The 17,525-nt window shown below is 62.6% G+C and carries 14 protein-coding genes; 8 read left to right on the top strand and 6 right to left on the bottom strand.

Translation table 11 applies throughout. The annotated features are described in order from the left end of the window. Positions 1 to 26: 26 nt before the first annotated feature. Positions 27 to 920 (top strand): siderophore-interacting protein, encoded by an 894-nt coding sequence (locus QM615_RS18140; protein ID WP_269596596.1) that lies wholly within the window; start codon positions 27 to 29, stop codon positions 918 to 920. Here QM615_RS18140 and QM615_RS18145 read toward each other — a convergent pair. Together QM615_RS18145 and QM615_RS18150 are read right to left on the bottom strand one after the other, a co-directional pair. Further along, complete coding sequence (locus QM615_RS18145; RefSeq protein ID WP_283347710.1) at positions 917 to 1,450, bottom strand: FAD-dependent monooxygenase; 534 nt, start codon at positions 1,448 to 1,450, stop codon at positions 917 to 919. The two genes, QM615_RS18140 and QM615_RS18145, sit on opposite strands and share 4 nt — an antisense overlap. Beyond that, complete coding sequence (locus tag QM615_RS18150; protein WP_283347711.1) at positions 1,405 to 2,115, bottom strand: FAD-dependent monooxygenase; 711 nt, start codon at positions 2,113 to 2,115, stop codon at positions 1,405 to 1,407. Before QM615_RS18150 ends, QM615_RS18145 begins: the two co-directional genes overlap by 46 nt. A gap of 117 nt (positions 2,116 to 2,232) precedes the next feature. On the opposite strand from QM615_RS18150, the gene QM615_RS18155 reads away from it, so the two are divergent. Genes QM615_RS18155 through QM615_RS18165 form a run of 3 tightly spaced genes read left to right on the top strand, consistent with a single transcriptional unit; the run spans position 2,233 to position 5,901 of the window. Continuing rightward, complete coding sequence (locus tag QM615_RS18155; protein ID WP_269596598.1) at positions 2,233 to 3,276, top strand: iron ABC transporter substrate-binding protein; 1,044 nt, start codon at positions 2,233 to 2,235, stop codon at positions 3,274 to 3,276. Positions 3,277 to 3,280: 4 nt separating this feature from the next. Further along, positions 3,281 to 4,849, top strand: a complete 1,569-nt coding sequence (locus tag QM615_RS18160) for an ABC transporter permease (RefSeq protein WP_269596599.1) — start codon at positions 3,281 to 3,283, stop codon at positions 4,847 to 4,849. Beyond that, positions 4,846 to 5,901, top strand: coding sequence for an ABC transporter ATP-binding protein (locus QM615_RS18165; RefSeq protein WP_269596600.1), 1,056 nt, complete (start codon positions 4,846 to 4,848; stop codon positions 5,899 to 5,901). The genes QM615_RS18160 and QM615_RS18165 overlap by 4 nt, the downstream gene beginning before the upstream one ends. A gap of 3 nt (positions 5,902 to 5,904) precedes the next feature. Here QM615_RS18165 and QM615_RS18170 read toward each other — a convergent pair whose 3' ends face one another. Further along, entirely contained in the window at positions 5,905 to 7,317 is a 1,413-nt protein-coding gene (locus QM615_RS18170; protein ID WP_149404986.1) for an MDR family MFS transporter, read from the bottom strand. Positions 7,318 to 7,379: 62 nt separating this feature from the next. On the opposite strand from QM615_RS18170, the gene QM615_RS18175 reads away from it, so the two are divergent. From QM615_RS18175 to QM615_RS18185, 3 genes are all read left to right on the top strand, one after another. Beyond that, the gene (locus tag QM615_RS18175; protein WP_149404987.1) at positions 7,380 to 8,264 is read left to right on the top strand and encodes a phosphoribosylaminoimidazolesuccinocarboxamide synthase; all 885 of its coding nucleotides are present in this window, start codon (positions 7,380 to 7,382) and stop codon (positions 8,262 to 8,264) included. After that, a complete protein-coding gene (locus QM615_RS18180; RefSeq protein ID WP_283347712.1) occupies positions 8,261 to 10,387 on the top strand; it encodes a S9 family peptidase in 2,127 nt (708 codons plus the stop codon). The genes QM615_RS18175 and QM615_RS18180 overlap by 4 nt, the downstream gene beginning before the upstream one ends. Positions 10,388 to 10,603: 216 nt before the next feature. Next, complete coding sequence (locus QM615_RS18185; protein ID WP_149404989.1) at positions 10,604 to 12,301, top strand: ATP-dependent nuclease; 1,698 nt, start codon at positions 10,604 to 10,606, stop codon at positions 12,299 to 12,301. 185 nt (positions 12,302 to 12,486) lie between these two features. Here the strand turns inward: QM615_RS18185 and QM615_RS18190 are convergent, their stop codons facing one another. The 3 genes from QM615_RS18190 to QM615_RS18200 form a co-directional block, all read right to left on the bottom strand. Next, positions 12,487 to 13,092, bottom strand: a complete 606-nt coding sequence (locus tag QM615_RS18190; RefSeq protein WP_149404990.1) for a hypothetical protein — start codon at positions 13,090 to 13,092, stop codon at positions 12,487 to 12,489. Positions 13,093 to 13,652: 560 nt separating this feature from the next. Continuing rightward, positions 13,653 to 14,327, bottom strand: coding sequence for a response regulator (locus tag QM615_RS18195; RefSeq protein WP_068049855.1), 675 nt, complete (start codon positions 14,325 to 14,327; stop codon positions 13,653 to 13,655). Then, complete coding sequence (locus QM615_RS18200) at positions 14,324 to 15,877, bottom strand: sensor histidine kinase (protein WP_262498242.1); 1,554 nt, start codon at positions 15,875 to 15,877, stop codon at positions 14,324 to 14,326. Before QM615_RS18200 ends, QM615_RS18195 begins: the two co-directional genes overlap by 4 nt. Before the next feature lie 174 nt (positions 15,878 to 16,051). On the opposite strand from QM615_RS18200, the gene QM615_RS18205 reads away from it, so the two are divergent. After that, positions 16,052 to 17,449, top strand: a complete 1,398-nt coding sequence (locus tag QM615_RS18205; RefSeq protein ID WP_094639284.1) for a cation:dicarboxylate symporter family transporter — start codon at positions 16,052 to 16,054, stop codon at positions 17,447 to 17,449. Positions 17,450 to 17,525 lie beyond the last annotated feature (76 nt).

Below are 17,525 nucleotides of genomic sequence, written 5' to 3' on the forward strand. Positions count from 1 at the left end.
CGTCGAGATATGTATCGAGGGCGAAGATGAACGAACAACCGCGTGGTTACTACTACGCCGACGTCGTTGCAGTGGAACGTCTCACGGTGCACATGGTGCGCGTGACGTTCGGCGGCGAGCACGTCGCCGGCTACCGCACGCTCGGTGTGCCCGACGAATGCGTCGGAGTCTATTTCCCCAGGGCAGGCGAGGCGATCCCGCCGCCGATGACCGAGGTCGACGGGTTCTGGTGGTTCCACGGTCTCGACGACGCTCCCGAAGGGCGCAACTACACCATCCGCCGTCTCGATCCGGAGCGCGGTGAGCTGACCATCGACTTCTTCGCCCACGAGGGTGGTGTCGCATCCACCTGGGCGCAGCAGGCCGTCCCGGGGCAGACGGTGCTGTTCACCCGGCCGCGATCCTGGTATTCACCGCCTGCCGACGTCGAATGGCTGCTGCTGGTCGCGGACATGACCGGGCTGCCCGCACTCGGCCGACTCGTCGAGCAGTTGCCCGCCGGAATGCGGGCGCATGCGATCGTCGAGGTTCTCGAACGCGGCGACATCCAATCCTTCGAAACCCAGGCCGATGTCACGTTCGACTGGCGCATCGGATCCGGAAACGGCGACAGCGCAAGCGTTCTCGACGACGCGGCGTTGGCGTACCCGCTGCCCGAGGGACGCGGCTACGTGTGGTTCGCCGGCGAGGCGTCGTCCTCGCGTCGGGTGCGCAAGTACTTCCGCAAGGAATTGGGCTACGACATCGCGTACTTCGACATCATCGGGTACTGGCGAGCCGACTCCGAGAAGTGGCTCGAGAAATACAAGCAATACCAGGAGGAGGCGCTCGCGGTGTACAACGGCGTCATCGAGTCCGGCCGCTCCGAGCAGGAAGCCAGCGAGGCATTCGATGCGCTGCTCGAGCGGGTGGGGCTCTAACCTGCGTTGTCGAACTCGTAGTCCGGCAGCTCGAGTGTCGCCGCGTCGGGGCCGAGGAACTTGCTGCTCACGGCCTGTACCGGCTTCGATCCGGCCAGCCGCAGTGCGGTGCGGAATGCGGCGACCCCCACCGACGTCTTCGGATGAGCGACGCGAGGCACGCCGGGCGGTAGCTTCTGCGCCTGATCGACGAACGGACGCATACGCGTCTCGAAGGCCTCGAACCCGGCGCGATGATCACTCGCCCGCGCGAGCTCGCCGGCGAGAACGTACGCGCCGGTGACCGACAACGTGGTGCCCATGCCGCTCAACGGCGTTGCGCACCAAGCGGCATCGCCGAGCATGCCGATTCTGCCTTCGGACCAGCGCGGGGCCTTCACCTGCGCCAGATAGTCGACGTACAGCTCCGAGTCCGGTCCCAGCGAGTCCAGGATTCGGGGCACTTCCCAACCGGCGTCGGCGAACGTCGAACGCAGAGCGGTGATCACGCGTTCGGTGGACGCGCCCTCGTAGCCGCTGTCTTCGGACACCCAGGACAGGCTGATCGTGTCGTGCCGAGGTTGTCCGGTCGTAGATTGACCACTCGGGATCCGGGAGCGTTGTACCAGCGCCACCAGCCGTCGTCGCTCGGTCCCTTCGGCAGTACGCCGTAGGCGGTGTACAGGCCGACCGGGGTGGTCTCGGCCTCGCCGGCGAACACCAGTTCTCTGCTGCTGGAACGTATTCCATCGGCGAAGAGAACGAGGTCGAACCTCTCCGCTGTGCCCGTCGCGAAGGTGACATCGACGCCGGCGGCATCCTGAGTCACCCCGACGACGCGATCGCCGTAGCGATACTCGGTCCGTGGGCCGGCGGATTCGACCAGAATCCGCGCGAACTCGCCGCGCAGAATTTCCAACTCCGCCGTCGGGCCGTCGTGGGATCCGTCGCCGGCCGGGAATGCCGCGATGGTGGCGTCGGCGTCGTCGACGAATCGGGTGCCCTTCTCGGTGGTGCCGTTCGCGAGGAGGGTCGCGTCCAGACCCATGCGCCGCAGCACCTCGCGGCCGGAGCCGCGGACGTCGATGTTCTGGCCACCCAGTCGCAGGTGCGGTGAGCGTTCGAGGACGGTGACCTCGAAGCCGGCTCGGTCCAGCCAGAACGCCACGGTGGGGCCGGCGATGCTGGCACCGGTGACGAGTACGCGAGAGGTCATGGAGTGGGAGTGCCCGGGCTTGTGACCGTTCAATCCCGGAGGGAAAGTAGCTGAGCCTCACCTTTGTGGTGTACTTTCATCGAATTGTCCGAATGACCCGTTTTCGTCAGGAGAACCGTGTTCACCGTTCGCCGTCTGGCGCTGCTCTCGTTCAGCGCAACCCTCGCCCTCGGTCTCGTCGCATGCAGCTCGGAAGGCTCCTCCGACGAAGGCACGTCCACCTCCGAGTCCGCCACCGCAGAGTCCTCACTCGTGGTGTACTCCGGCCGCGGCGAAGAGCTCGTCGACCCACTGATCGAGCGCATCGGTGGCGGTATCGAGGTCGACTACTCGGGCAACACCAACGCCCAGGCCGCCAAGATCCTCGAGGAAGGCGACGCCACCCCGGCCGACGTCTTCTACGGTCAGGACGCAGGCGCACTCGGTGCCCTCGACGAGGCCGGTGCTCTCGCGCCGCTGCCCGAGGACATCCTCTCCCTCGTTCCCGAGCAGTACCGCGGTGCCGACGGCACCTGGGTCGCCACCTCGGCGCGAGCCCGCGTGCTGGCCTACAACTCCGATTCGGTGCAGGCCGCAGACCTGCCCACCGGTATCGACGGACTGCTCGACCCGCGCTGGCGCGGACAGATCGGCTACGCACCGACCAACGCGTCGTTCCAGGCCTTCGTCACCGCCCTGCGCGTGCAGCGCGGCGAGGACGGTGCTCGCACCTGGCTCGAAGGCTTCGTCGCCAACGAGCCCGTCGCCTTCGAGGGCAACGGCCCGCTGCTGACCGCCGTCAACGACGGACAGGTGGCCACCGGCCTGCTCAACCACTACTACTGGTACCCCTTCAAGGAAGAGAACGGCGACGACGCCCCGGTCGAGCTGCACTACTTCGAGCCCGGTGACCCCGGTGCGCTGATCAACGTCGCCGGTGCCGGTGTGCTGGCTGCCTCGGACAACCAGGAAGCGGCATTCGATTTCGTGCGCGAGTTGCTCTCGGCCGAATCGCAGACGTACTTCGCGAACGAGACCGCCGAATACCCCGTCATCGACGGAGTCACCTCCGACTACGACCTGCCGCCGCTGTCCGAGCTGGGCTCGACCGATCTCGACCTCGGTCAGCTCTCGTCGCTCGAGGCCACGCAGACCCTCCTCACCGACGTCGGAATCATCTAGTCGGGTGCTCGCGTCTGCACTTCAGCCGCTTCGGCGGCGCCACTTCGGCGGTCGTCCCGTTCTCGGGACGACCGCGTTGTGCGTGGGAGCGCTGACGCTGACACCCCTGGTGTACCTGTTCGTTCGAGCGTTCGACGGCGGAACCGAGAAGGTGCTGCGACTGCTCCTGCGGCAGCGCACACTCGACCTCGCCATCCGTACGGCAACACTGACGATCACCGTGCTCCTCGCGTCGGTCGTGGTCGGGACGCTGCTGGCGTGGCTGACCGTCCGTACCGATCTACCGGGGCGACGCTTCTTCGCCATGGTCCTCGCAGCTCCACTCGCCATCCCGTCCTACGTCTCGGGGTACCTGTGGATCGCCGAATTCCCCTCGTTGGCAGGCTTTTCCGGTGCAGCTCTCGTGCTCACGTTGTCCTGCTTCCCGCTGGTGATGCTGCCGGTGTCCGCGGCGTTCGCCACCGCGGACCCCTCGTTGGCCGAGGTCTCGCGAACCCTCGGTCGAGGCGCAGTGCGCACGGCGCTGACCGTCGAGTGCCGTCGCGTCGTTCCGGCCGCGGCAGCGGGCGCACTGCTGGTTGCGCTGTACACCATCAGTGACTTCGGGGCGGTGGCTCTGATGCGATACGACGCCTTCACGCTCGGCATCTACAGTGCCTACCGCGGGGGACTCGATCGCACCGCGGCCGCTGTTCTCGGGCTGGTGCTCGTGGTGGGCGCGTTGGTGCTCACCCTCCTCGAACGGCGTGCCCGACGCGGTGCCACGGCGAGGGTGGGATCGGGAACCGACCGGATGGCCGAGCCTGTCGTCCTGGGCCGGTGGCGCGTGCCCGCTCTGGCCGTTGTCGTTGCTGCCCTCGGTGTTTCGGTGCTGGTACCGATTCTGGCCCTGGCGCGGTGGCTGAGTCGATCGCTGCGCTTCACCGTCGACTGGGTGGACGTGCTGGCCGTGACGGCCAAGACCGTTCAGTACTCCGCGACCGCCGCGGTGGTGGTGGCCGTGCTCGCGTTGCCGGTCGCGCTGTTCGCGGCCCGATCCACCTCGAGGGCCGCTCGCGGTGCCGAGTTGTCCACCTACATCGCGCACGGACTACCGGGAATCACCGTCGGACTCGCCACGGTCTTTCTCGGAATCCGGTTCCTGCCGTCGTTCTACCAGACGGCGGTTCTGCTGGTACTGGCGTACGTGGTGCTGTTCCTGCCGTTGGCCGTCGGCAGCACAAGAGCAGTCGTCGACGCCACTCCCGTTGTCCTCGAAGATGTTTCACGAACCCTCGGCGCGGGCCGACTGCGTACCGATCTTCGCGTGACGATTCCGATCGCCTTGCCCGGCATCGCCGCCGGGGCCGCTCTGGTCTTTCTGACCGTCGCCAAGGAACTGCCTGCGACGTTGATGCTGCGCCCTCGGGGAGTCGACACGCTCGCGACCACGCTGTGGTCCACCACCGAGGCGTTCCGATACGGCGAAGCGGCTCCCTACGCCCTTGCCCTGATCCTGATCTCGGTGGTCCCGACGATCGTTCTGACACGAGCGTTGGGACGCACGACGCGGAAGCGAGTAGCACTGCCATGAGCATGGTGATTTCCGGTCTCGTCGCCTCGTACGGCAGTACGGAGGTGCTGCACGGTATCGATCTCGACCTCGGCGACGGCGAAATGCTTGCCGTCCTCGGCCCTTCCGGCTGCGGCAAGACGACCCTGTTGCGATCGATCGCGGGACTGCACCCCATCGACGCGGGCCGGATCACCTCCGACGGACGGGACATCTCGGTGGCGGGGCAGATTCAGGTGCCACCGGAGAAGCGGGGCATAGGCCTGATGCCACAGGAAGGTGGACTGTTTCCACACCTGACGGTACGAAGGAACATCGAATTCGGTTTGCGTGCAGGCTTTCTGCGACCCTACCTGTCCGGTCGCGACGAGCGCGCACGACGCGTCGACGAGATGCTCGAGCTCGTCGGACTACCCGATTCCGGTGGGGTGAAGCCCAGCGAACTCTCGGGCGGTCAGCAGCAGCGCATCGCATTGGCGCGTGCGCTGGCACCGGCTCCGTCGGTGGTGTTGATGGACGAGCCGTTCGCCGCGCTCGACGCTGGGCTGCGTACCTCCATTCGACAGGACGTACGAGAGTTGTTGCAGTCCAGCAAGACCGCGTCGATCCTCGTCACCCACGACCGGGCCGAGGCACTCGGAACAGCCGATCGGGTGGCCGTGCTGCTGGGTGGTCGCTGCGCCCAGATCGACACACCGCGGGAGGTGTACGAGCGGCCCGCTACACCCGCCGTCGCGCGGTTCGTGGGCGACGCCTACTTCGTCGACGCCGTAGCAAGGGGTGGCCACGTCGACACCGTCCTCGGCCGTCTCGAGTCCACCACCCGAGGAACGGGAAACGGGCAGGCGTTGCTCAGGCCCGAGCAATTGGTGGTCTCGGAACGCAAGGACGGCGCATTCGTCGTCGAACACGAGTTCTTCACCGGCCCCGAATCCTCGGTCACTCTGCGGCACTACGACACCGGGCTGCGGCTTCGGGCCATCGCCCGAACCGCCGACCGATTCGCTCCCGGTACCGCCGTCGAGGTTTCCGTGACGTCTCCGGTGCACTGGTTTCCGCGTCAGGTGAGTTGAGGGTTATCGCGTCGGTTCCTTCGCACGTTTGGGCATGAACAGTGCCGCGACGGCCATCACCGCTGCCGCCGCCAGGACGCCCAGAAAGACCGGATGGATGGCGTCGGACAGTTGTTCGGGGCTCGGGTCGTCGGAGATGCGTGAGTTGACGATGGCACCGAAGATTGCGACCCCGACTGCACTGCCGATGGAGCGGGCGAACATGTTGGTCGAGGTGGCGACGCCGCGCTCGGACCATTCGACGCTCGACTGGGCGGCGATGAGGGTGGGGCTGGCGATCAGGCCCATACCGAGGCCGATCACGAAGCACACCGCACCCACCTGCCACACCTGGGAACCGGCACCGAGGCCGGTGGCGAATGCCGCTCCGACGACCGCGATGGAGGCACCGATCAGTGCCGTGGTGCGGAAACCGAACCGGAGGTACACCCGCCCGGAGAGTGATGCCGCGATGGGCCAGCCGAGTGTGAGGGTCGACAGCGCGAAGCCGGCGACGATCGCGCCGGTGCCGAGCACGCCCTGCACGAACGTCGGAACGTAGGACGTCAGGCCGAGGATCAACGCACCGACGAGCAGCGAGATGAAACTGCTGACCACCAGGACTCGACGGGTGAACACCCACAGCGGCAGGATCGGCTCCTCGACTCTGGTCTGAACCACTGCGAAAGCGGCGAGCAAGGAGACTCCGGCGGCGAAGATGGCGATGCTGACGGGGGAGTTCCATGCCCAGGACTGGCCGCCCTCGAGCAGTCCCAGTAGCACCAGGGCTGCGCCCACCGTCAGCAGCACGGCACCGAGGTAGTCGATCTTGGGCTTGGTGCGTTCCACGGCTCCCTCGTCGAACTTGCGCCACAGCATTCCCGCGGCCAGCGCGCACAACGGAATGTTGACGAAGAAGATCCAGCGCCACGACAGATATTCGGAGAAAATTCCGCCGAGCGCGGGCCCGAGCACCGAGGACATGGCCCATACGCTGGCCAGGTAGCCCTGCACCTTGGCGCGCTCGGCCAGCGTGTAGATATCGCCGGCGATGGTGATGCCCATGGGCTGCACGGCGCCCGCGCCGAGACCCTGAACTGCTCGGAAGGCGATCAGGGCGGGCATGCTCCAGGCCAGGCCGCAGAGTATCGAGCCGAGCAGAAACACCGCGATGCCGAACAGCATGATCTTCTTGCGGCCGAACAGGTCGGCCAGTTTTCCGTACAGCGGCACCGATACTGCCTGTGCCAGAAGATAGATGGAGAACAGCCACGGAAACTGCGTGAAGCCGCCCAGGTCGTCGACGATGGACAGCACCGCCGTGGCGATGATGGTCGCGTCCAGGGCTACCAGCGACGTGCTGAGCATCAACGCAATCAGTATCGGCCCGCGTTCGGAGCGGAATCCGACTTCCGATGTCGTGTTGTTCGTTGCCACGGCTACCAGTCTGATGCCTGCCGACACCCCCGCCGCCACCGGCCCAGATAGTGTTGAACACCGTGCGACCATCACTGAGTAGCTACGAGCATCTGGCCGGCGGCAAGGTCCGCGATCTGTACACGATCGACGACGCGCATCTGTTGCTCGTCGCGAGCGACCGAATCTCGGCCTACGACCACATCCTCGACACCCCGATCCCGGACAAGGGACGCGTGTTGACGGCGATGAGCGTGTTCTTCTTCGAGGAGCTCGGCGGCGTCAATCATCTGGCGGGCGATCCGCTCGACGAACGCATCCCCGCCGAATTGGTCGGCCGCGCCCTGGTGGTGAAGAAGCTGAACATGGTTCCGATCGAATGCGTCGCGCGCGGGTACCTCACCGGTTCCGGGCTGGCGGATTACAACGCGACGGGAAAGGTGTGCGGCGTCGAACTTCCGCCGGGGCTCCTGGAATCCAGCAAGCTCAGCGAGGCGATCTTCACCCCCGCGTCCAAAGCGGAACTGGGCGACCACGACGAGAACATCACCTTCGACCAGGCCGTCGAGCAGGTCGGTGCCGAACTTGCGTTCAAGTTGCGTGAAGACACCATCGAGATCTACACGCGGGCAGCCAACTTCGCTCTGGAACGCGGAATCATCCTTGCGGACACGAAGTTCGAGTTCGGTACCGACGCCGACGGCAACCTCGTCCTCGCCGACGAGGTACTCACGCCCGATTCCTCGCGCTACTGGCCGGCCGATTCGTACGAGGAAGGTCGCGTTCAGCCCAGTTTCGACAAGCAGTTCGTTCGAGACTGGTTGACCGGCGAGTCCGGTTGGGATCGCAACTCCGACACTCCACCGCCACCGTTGCCGGACGACATCGTCGCCGCAACCCGCAGCCGCTACATCGAGGCCTACGAGCGCATCTCGGGCCTGAACTTCGACGATTGGGTCACGCCATGACGATCACCCCACCCATTGCCAAGAAGGTGCCACTCGAGCGCACCCATCACGGCGACACCTTCATCGACAACTACGAATGGTTGCGCGCCAAGGAAGATCCCGAGGTGATCGCCTACCTCGAAGCCGAGAACGCCTACACCGAGCAGCAGACCGCCGGCCTGGAATCGTTGCGGGGCAAGATCTTCGACGAGATCAAGTCGCGGACCCAGGAAACCGACCTGTCCGTGCCGACGCGTATGGGGCAGTGGTGGTACTACTCACGCACTGTCGAGGGGAAGTCGTACGGTCTCCAATGCCGTTGCCCCGTCGACTCTCCCGACGACTGGACACCGCCCACGCTGTCGTCCGACGTGGACGTTCCCGGTGAGCAGGTCCTGCTCGACGCGAATGTCGAAGCGGAGGGTCACGACTTCTTCTCCCTCGGCGCGTTCTCGATCAGCCTCGACGGCACGCTGCTGGCGTACTCGACCGATACCGAGGGCGACGAGCGCTACACGCTGCGCTTCAAGAACCTGGAGACCGGCGAGCTGCTCGCCGACACCATCGAGAACGTCGCGCCCGGGGCCACCTGGACTGCCGACGCCACGCACGTGTTCTACCTGACGGTCGACGAATCCTGGCGTCCCGACACCGTCTGGCGACACACCCTCGGCAAGTCCGGGGACGTCAAGGTCTTCCACGAACCCGACGAAAGCTACTGGGTGGGCTTCGGTTCCACCCGCAGCGAGAAGTACCTGATGATCTGGGTCGGCTCGAAGATCACCTCCGAATGCCTCGTGCTGGAGTCCGCCGATCCCGAGGGCGAGTTCCGCGTCGTACTGCCCCGCACGGACGGCGTCGAATACAGCATCGAACATGCCGTCGTGGCCGGTGAGGATCGATTCCTCATCACCCACAACGGCTCGGTCAACGGTTGGGGCACCGAGGGGGAGAAGGCCGAGAACTTCCTGCTCGCCGAAGCTCCGGTCTCGGACCCACTCGATCAGCGCATTCTGGTTCCGCATCGAGACGACGTCCGCGTCGAGGACATCGACGCCTTCGCCGGCCACCTGATCTTCACGTACCGTCGAGAAGCCCTGACCCGCATGGCGATCTGGCCGCTGACCGATCAGGGATACGGCGAGTACCGCGAGCTCGAATTCGACGAGGAGCTCTACTCCGTCGGAGCCGGCTCCAACCCGGAATGGGATCAGCCGCTGCTGCGGATGGTCTACACCTCGTTCATCACCCCCGGCCAGGTCTACGACCTCGACATCGCCAGTGGTGAACTGCTGCTCCGCAAATCGCAGCCGGTTCTGGGCAAGTTCGACGCCGGTGACTACGTTCAGCACCGCGAGTGGGCCACCGCGCCGGACGGCACGCAGATTCCGCTGTCGGTCATCGCACGCAAGGACGTGCCCGAAGGCCCCGCACCGACGCTGCTCTACGGCTACGGATCGTACGAGGCCTCGATGGACCCGTCGTTCTCGGTGGCGCGGCTCTCGCTGCTCGACCGCGGCATCGTCTTCGTCGTCGCCCACGTACGCGGCGGCGGCGAGATGGGCAGGCACTGGTACGACAACGGCAAGACGCTGAAGAAGAAGAACACCTTCACCGACTTCATCGCTGCCGCAGAGCATCTCATCGACACCGGCCGCACCTCGCCGAAGCATCTCGTCGCCGACGGCGGCAGCGCGGGCGGATTGCTGATGGGTGCGGTGGCCAACCTCGCGCCGGAGCTGTTCAACGGCATTCTCGCCAACGTTCCGTTCGTCGATCCGCTCACCTCCATCCTGGATCCGTCGTTGCCGCTGACGGTCATCGAATGGGACGAATGGGGAAACCCGTTGGCCAGCAAGGAGGTGTACGACTACATGAAGTCGTACAGCCCCTACGAGAACGTCGAGGCCAAGGACTACCCGTCGATCCTGGCGATCACGTCCATCAACGACACCCGCGTTCTGTACGTCGAGCCCGCGAAATGGGTTGCTGCACTGCGAGCAACGAAGACGGGTGACTCGGACCTGCTGCTCAAGACGGAAATGAGCGCCGGCCACGGCGGAGTCAGCGGACGCTACGAGAAGTGGAAAGAAGCGGCCTTCGAGTACGCGTGGATCGTGAGCACCTCCGGCGCACGTGCATAGAAACTCGTAGATTGAGGAACTGAGGCTTTGAATTGGTGAATTTGCACGCGAACTGCCTGTTTCAAGTTAAACTCTGGAAGTAGAATGTTGCGTTTGCAAGGGGGCATGCGGAAATCGGGGAGCGTTCTTGGCGGGCACGAGAGCCCCTGCGTTGTTTGATTAGTCTGCGCGTACAGCGATTCGTGCTAACGCCGAAAGATCAGGGAGATCTTGAGTATGGGGACGATTATTTCTAGTATTTACATCGAGAATTTTCGATCCTTTCGCAAGTCATGGTTCGAGACAAGCGGCGACACTGTACCAATAATTGGTTTGAACTCGGCAGGAAAGTCTAACGTCTTACGTGCGCTGGACCTATTCTTCAATGATTCGATCGATGGACAATCTTTGGATTTCACGAAAGACCTAAGTGCTCATCTCCCAAGCAAGACCAAGAAAAAGATCGGCGTGGGCGTTCAGCTCGAGTATCCTTCGAGCTTCGGTCTTAAGGGAAACCAGGCATTTTTCAGGGCCAATGACTTGAATGAATCCATTTCGATCTACAAGGAATGGTCGGTTGCGCCAAGTGGGTCTCTGCAGTGCAATACCACATTCGGTCCAGATATCGACAATCAGAAGCCAGCATTTTCGGACGGTGATGTGGCGGCGGTGACGGCAATCGTCCGTTCGGTAAAGTACCACTATGTGTCGAATCATATTCGCCCAGCCGATAAAGTCGCCGAAATTCTGGAAATCATGCGACCGGAGATAATGAAGAGTTGGAAAAATAATTACAAACAATCGGGAGACTTTCTCGGCCATCTCACAGCTGCAGCTAACCAAATGTTCGGTCCAGTTTCGCGGTCTGTGTCAAAGGGCATCGATGGTTTAACGATTAGCGCGGCTGTGCCTAAAGACCTTGGCGATCTTGCGTTCGATTTGGGTATGAACGCGATCGCGGGCGCAGACATAATTCACGACCTCACGCAGGAGGGTTCGGGAGCCCAAGCCTTTACCTTGCTGCACTTTCTCCAGCTGCAGGACAAGATCGCCCGCCAGAGGAGGTTTGGATGGGTGCAGGCAAGTATTTGGGGGCTTGAGGAGCCGGAGTCCTTTTTGCATGCAGGCTTGCGCACGCGATTTGCCGACGATTTGAGGATTTACACTGAATCGGACCGGCGGCAGGCGCTGATCACAACTCACGACGACGACTTTATTAGATCTGCCTCGGAGACTTTGATTGTGTCGGGATCGCCCACGGGATCGAAGGCTGATCGGACCACTAGCCGTGACGCGATCGCGCACTCGGCAAAAGCACGAATTACGTCGTATCGACATCCTCTGGTGACTTACACGGACGACCCCTTGGTGGTGGTAGAGGGTAAGTCTGACAAAATTTACCTATCCGCAGCAATTCGGAAGGCAAATTTGCGTCCAAGGTGGCGTCTAATTTCGCCTGATGAGGACTTTGAAATTGGATCATCGGGTGATGCGTTGCAGAAATATTTCCAGATGAACCAGAAGGCGCTGAGTGCGCGGCCTGATTCTGCATTCATTTTGGCTCTAAAAGACTGGGAAGACGGCGGGAAAGTAGCCAGACTCGACTCGACGTTGCAGACGCATCCGTACTCCAGGGCAATTGTCTGCCCGAGTTCATTATGTAACCCTGAGCTGGGCAAGAAGTTCGTTGGAATAGAACGGTACTTGCCGACAGTGCTGATTACCGAAACAGCGGATCCGGCGCAGCTAGAGTCGAATGTCCAAACGGGAGTGCTAGGAATCGACAGGCAGCATCTCGAATCGATCAAGGGCTCACTTGCCTCGGCGGTAAATTTAGGTGCAGACGTCGGCGACCACCTTGTCGAATTGGTCAAATGGATTGACTCGGAGGTGGAACAGACGTTAAAAAATGTTCCTGTTGAGAGCTTCTTGTGACCATGACGCGCGACACTCGCTCTAACACCGCGCGATGACGATGCCGAGCCCTGCTCGTCTTGAGGCTGAGGTCGGCAATCGGTTCTAAGCATCTTTGCTTATCAGTGGTTCATGCATTCTAGTCGAGATTGCTCGGTGAAGAGCTAAGTATCTACGCAGCGGTACTGATTTGTCTATTCGACCTGCTACCTAGTGTGATAATTCCAGGTTACAATTCGAGCCTTCTTGATCTTGAAAACGTAGATCCACGCGATGGTTATTGTCAACATGCACACTAGGTTGATGGAAGTTGACAGCACTGCGTATGGCCATGCGCCGTTGAGCCAGGCTTGTGAAATGCTAATTACCGCAAAAGAGATTGCAATTACCGCTCCACCCCCATAGGAGAGTAAAGTTGCTGCGGCGAATGGCCAGCGTTCACGGTTCCAAAGGTCCGGCAGATCGACGACTGTTCGACTGGCGTTGCGTCCGACCGCTTTTCTGTTTCCTCCGGGCAGATCAGCCTCTTCGATTAGCTCTATTTCGAGTGCTTCAATGGAGATGTTGTGCACCCAAACTTTTGCAATTATCAAAACATGAAATCCTAGGAATGCCCAAACGGGAATTGGTAGCCACGGTGCGATCTCCCACGGGATATCATCACCGCGGGTAGCCCAGACGGCGGCCGCTCCGGCCATGTAAGCGAGCGATAGGTTGGACAAGTGAAGCGCGTTACCTGAAATTGTTGCCAGGTCGGATCGCTCCGCCTCATATAGTGCACTCAATGCGGCCACTTTATCGTTGCTGGTCATCTCACACCTTCGCTTGCATGGATGCACTGTATGCCTGTGATCTAGGCTAGTTGGGCTTAAGCTACCGCATAAATGGCTTTCCTGTCCACCGTCCGAGCGAACTTGATCCTAATGCTGAAGGGGCGACGGTGGGTAGTTAGTTGATGTGGCAGTGGGCTAAGCAATAGTTTCTTTACGGAACGCTTACTCGAAGGTTATGCGGTCTCTTAGTTTAAGCAAATGGTTGGGCTCGGGGTTTTCAAGCGTCAGCAACTTTCTGCTCCTGGAGCGGAGGTCGGTCACGGAAGGGGAAATAACTTGGGCCCGGTTGCCTGACGTTGAATAACGTCAAAAGATACGGCGAAAAGATTTTGCCATGGAGAGGTGGTTGGAGTGAAATTTCCTGCGTTCAAGGGTCTGTGGCGAGTCGGGCGCTGAGTTAGCGCGCCTCGCGGATAGGACGTCGCAGTAGGGCGGTGGCCGGGCTATCGACCATTCAAGCCTAATCGATCAACGCGCTGTCGTTCGTTCTCCATCGGAAGCTGCACGAAGTTGAATCGGTGCACCTTAAAATATGAATATCAGCGCCACACGTAGCGGACCTGCGGTCGCCCGGCTCTGCCGTATTCGGTGTGCCGGGTGACCAGGCCGTCGTCGGCGAGGCGCTCGAGGTACCGCCACGCGGTCACGCGGGAGACTCCGACGACCTTGGCGGCCTCGGATGCGTTGAGTCCGTCAGCGGCTTCTCTGACGCTGGCGGTGATGCCGTCCATGGTCTGTGGGGCAATGCCTTTGGGTGTCGAGACGCGTTCGTCGGCTGTTCGTAGATGTGCCATGGCGCGGTCGATGTCGCGTTGGCTCGACGCATTCTCTCCGGCCGGCAGCGCAGCATGGAATTCGCGGTAGCGCTCGAGCTTGTCGCGGAACGCGGCGAACGTGAACGGTTTGAGCAGATACAGCACGATGCCGTGTGCCACCGCCGAACGCACCACCGACAGATCCCGCTCGGAGGTGATGGCGATGACGTCGGGACTCGGCCGCAGACCACCGAGTGCGGCCGCTACGTCGATGCCGCTCGCATCGGGCAGGCCGATGTCGAGCAACACCAGATCGACGGCCTCGGTACTGGCGAAGCGCATGGCCGAAGCGCCGGTGTGCACCACCCCGGCCACCTCGAAGCCTGGGGTGCGCTCGACGTACGTCTTGTGGGCCTCGGCGATCAAGGGTTCGTCGTCGACGATCAGTACCCGGATCACGACGTCGAGCCCGGGATGGTGGCAACCATGACAGATCCGTACGTCACTTCCGACGTCAGAGTGCCCCGATGGCGGTTGATCACCTGGGCCACCAGCGCCAGCCCCAGACCGCGTGAACCGGACTTGGTCGAGTAGCCGCGCCGCAGAGCAGCTTTCAGCGTCTCGGGCGGCATTCCGGGACCACTGTCGGCAACGCGTACGACGAGTTCGGCGTCGGCGTCACGGACGGTCACTTCGACCCACGGCTGATCGGATTCTTTCGAGGCATCGATGGCATTGTCTATCAGATTGCCTACCAGCGTGACCAATTCGCGGGCCGTCAGCACCCCCTCGTCCTCCATCGCCGTGTCGTCGGTGATGGTGAGCTCCACACCCTGCTCGGCAGCTTGACTGACCTTGCCCAGCAGCAGCGCCGCGAGTGCAGGCTCGCCGACGGAGTTCATCAGGCGGTCGATCAGCGTCTGCGAGAGTTCGAGATCGGCGGTGGCGAACTCGACGGCCTCCTGCGGCCGGCCGAGCTCGACCATGGTGATGACGGTGTGCAGCCTGTTCGCCGACTCGTGCGCCTGCGAACGCAGCGACTCCGCAAAACTGCGCACCGAGTCCAATTCACCCATCAACGAACGCAATTCGGTCTGATCGCGGATGGTCAGCACATTGCCCAGGCGTCGGCCCTCCCACATCACCGGATCCTGATTGACGACGAGCACCCGATCCTTCGTCAGATGCAACTCACCGCGCACGATGCCGGTGTCCATCTGCTGCATGGACTCCGGCAACGACGCGAGCGAGACCGGGCCCTCCGGCAGATCGAGCAGGCGTCGGGCCTCGTCGTTGACCAACTCCGCCTCGTCGCTGCGGCCGAACACCAACAAGCCTTCACCGATCGAGTGCAGGACGGCATCGTGATGCTCGTACATCGTGCGCAGTTCCGCCGGTGCCATTCCCAGTGTCTGACGCCGGAGCCGGCGGCTGAGCAGCGTCGATCCCGCTGCGGCGACGACGAACGCAGCGAGCACGACCCCGATGATCAGCGGGAGGCCCTGGAAGAACTGATCACTGATCTTCTGGCGAGTGACGCCGGCGGAAACGAGGCCGACGATGTCGCCTTCTGTATCTGTGACCGGGGTGACCGAACGGATCGACGGCCCGAGAGAACCGACGTAGGTCTCGGTGAACGTCTCACCTTGTAGCGCGCGATCGATGTTGCCGCTGAAAGGTTTACCGATCAGGTCGACGGTGGTGTGCGTGAACCGCGTGCGATCCGGGGCCATCACGACGATGAAGTCGACCCCGGTGACCTGACGGATCTTCTCCGTTTCCGGCTGCAGACGTGACGTCGGGTCGTCGGATTCGATCGCAATGGGCGTCGACGGTTCGTTGGCGATGCTGACCGCGATCGCCGTGACTTCGCGTCGGGTCGCGTCGTCGCTGTTGGACCGTTCGTTGAGCACCGTCAGGATGCCGCCGGCGAAGACGACGACCCCGATGACGACGAGCTGCAACACCAACACCTGGCCGGCGACGCTCAGCGGACGTTTGGAGGACAACGGATTCCTTTCGCGCAAGAACAGTCGGTGTGAACGAAATGAACGTATAGGTGACTCCTGTCACCTCGTGCAGCAACATCATCTCTCAGCAGGGGTGATGCACCTCACTCCACTCCCCGTAGTCACGAAGTCCGCAGTTCGACTCGCGCTTCATTTGAACCAGAAGGAAAACTCATGACAACCATCGATGCCGAGCGGTTCGACAATCCGCCAGCCGAGCCCAAGAAGAAGCGCGACAAGACTCACTGGCTCTACATTGCCGTGATCATTGCCGTGATCGCAGGTGTGATCGTCGGATTGACCGCTCCGGGTGTCGGCACGGAACTCGCGGTGCTCGGCACGCTGTTCATCAGTCTGATCAAGATGATGATCAGCCCGGTCATCTTCTGCACCATCGTCCTCGGTATCGGTGCCGTGCGCGCCGCAGCCAGTGTCGGTCGGGTCGGCGGCATGGCCCTCGGCTACTTCATCGCCATGTCGACGATCGCGCTCGGCATCGGCATGGTCGTCGGCAACCTCATCCAGCCGGGAACGGGCCTGAACATCCCCAGCTCCGGCGCGGTCGACAAGTACGTCGATCAAGCTGAGGGTGCCGGCGGCACCATGGACTTCATCGCCGGCATCATCCCGGAGACGCTGGTTTCCGCGCTGACTGCTGGAAGTGTGTTGCAGACGCTGTTCGTCGCTGTTCTCGTAGGCTTCGCACTTCAGGCCATGGGCAAGAGCGGCGAAGGCATCCTCAAGGGCATCGGCGCGGTACAGAAGCTTGTCTTCCGCGTCCTGACCATGATTTTGTGGGTCGCCCCGATCGGTGCGTTCGGTGCCATCGCCGGTGTCGTCGGAGCGACGGGATGGAACGCAGTGGTCCAACTCGGCACTCTGATGCTCGCGTTCTACATCACCTGCTTCATCTTCGTCTTCTTCTTCCTCGGCCTGATTCTCAAGTTCGTCACCGGCTTCTCGATCTTCAAGCTGGTCAAGTACCTGGCCCGTGAGTACCTGCTCATCGTCGCCACCAGCTCGTCCGAGTCGGCCCTGCCGCGTCTGATCGCCAAGATGGAGCACGTCGGAGTGCAGCGCACCACCGTCGGAATCGTCGTCCCCACCGGCTACTCGTTCAACCTCGACGGCACCGCGATCTACCTGACGATGGCCTCGATCTTCATCGCCGACGCCATGAACATGCCGCTCTCCCTCGGAGAGCAGTTCTCGCTGCTGCTGTTCATGATCATCGCCTCCAAGGGTGCGGCCGGAGTCTCCGGAGCCGGCCTGGCAACCCTCGCCGGTGGCCTGCAGAGCCACCGCCCCGAACTACTCGACGGAGTCGGCCTCATCATCGGCATCGACCGGTTCATGTCCGAGGCCCGCGCGGTGACGAACTTCTCGGGTAACGCCGTCGCCACCCTGCTGGTCGGCACCTGGACCAAGACGATCGACAAGGATCGGGTCAACACCGTTCTCGACGGCGGCCTGCCGTTCGACGAGGAAACCATGGTCGACGACCACCTCCCCGAGGACGAGCGACCTGCCGACAAGCAGGTCATCATCGAAAAGCACGCCGCCAAGGCGTGATACCTGCCGGGCGCCGCGCATCCCCCCGTCGCCCGGTTCGGAAGAACCAAGAACGACCCCGCCACCAGCGGGGTCG

The sequence above is a fragment of the Rhodococcus sp. IEGM 1341 genome, assembly GCF_030056895.1.
Classification (GTDB): Bacteria; Actinomycetota; Actinomycetes; order Mycobacteriales; family Mycobacteriaceae; genus Rhodococcoides.